We start from the raw sequence: 1,222 nt of genomic DNA, 5'->3' as shown, positions 1-1,222 counted from the left end.
TCTAAATCTTTCTTAAACCCTGTACCACCGCAAGCGTGCAGCATTTTGTCACATACATGGGCTACGTTTTTAGCAGCAATGAACTTAATTTGCCAATACCAATGCAGATGAGCTGCTCTGGGTAACGCACTTGGATCTTGGCTATGAATTGACCAATCACAGTTGTTGGTTAGCTCGTCCATCAGTTTAGCCATGGAAAACGAGAATGAGCGAGCTGCATTCGTATCCATAATCGCCTCACCCACATAGTCCTGAATGGTGGGATAATCTGCCACGCGCATACCTACATCCACATGCTTCTTGCGCGTTGTATGACGTTTAGCAATGTCAATTGCGCCCAGAGCGATACCATTCCAGCAGCAGGATGAACAAAGCAGGAAAAAGGGATCGACGATTTCATCGTTGGAATAGGCTCCATCTCCCTTAGGGCCAACCATGCGATCGCTAGGTACCGTTACGCCATCGACCAACAGCGTTCCTGACTGGTTGCCGCGCAGACCAAGGGCATCCCATTTTTGAGGCTCTGCCTGTACTTCGTTGCTGTAGATCAGGAAGCAAGATAAATCAGAATAATCGCCATTAAAATCTGGGCTGCTCGTTTGCACAATGTACCAATCAGCAAAACCTGCTGAGGTTGTCCAGGAAGCTTTTTTGAAGACCGACCATCCATCCTGAGTGCGCTCGGCACGGGACGACACCGGATACCAAAAATGGGATCCGGTTTCTGGATCAGAGTAAGATAAGGTTCCAATGAAGACATCTCGATCCAGCCGTTGCAAAACAGACTGGAGTTCTAGATTATCTGCTGCGCGGAATAGTGCAGCGGCTGTTGCTCCCAAATGCATCACGTAGCACATCGCCGTACTCGGGCAGCCGTAACGGGCAATGGTTTCCACGACCATCGCTGCACAGGTATGGCTTTCGCCCAGACCTCCCCACTCCTGGGGCACAAGTAACCCTAGGAGACCCAGTTGGGCTAGAGCTTCAAAGTTTTTGCGTGGATAGATTAAGCCACGATCAGACTCGATCGCATTCGGACGTAGGGTCGTCGCACAGAGTTCAATCAGTTGCTCCTGCAAGGCTTGTTGTGCAGGCGTCAGGTGCCATTGAGGGTCAAAATCAAACCCAAGTCCCCAATAGGGTTCCGATTGCCAAGTCTTTGTGTGGGTCATGCTGTGAATCCCGGTGGAGGATGCGGAGGTCAGGGCGATCGCTCTCAGAT

General features: G+C 50.6%; 1 protein-coding gene. It reads right to left on the bottom strand.

Annotated elements, in window-relative coordinates:
• On the bottom strand, positions 1-1,222 hold a 1,222-nt coding region (locus V6D20_20235), incomplete at both ends, for an acyl-CoA dehydrogenase family protein (GenBank protein ID HEY9818108.1).

The sequence above is a fragment of the Candidatus Obscuribacterales bacterium genome (genome assembly GCA_036703605.1).
GTDB lineage: Bacteria > Cyanobacteriota > Cyanobacteriia > RECH01 > RECH01 > RECH01.
Note: the sequence above shows the minus strand (reverse complement) of the source record. Positions and strands in the feature narration are given on the sequence as shown.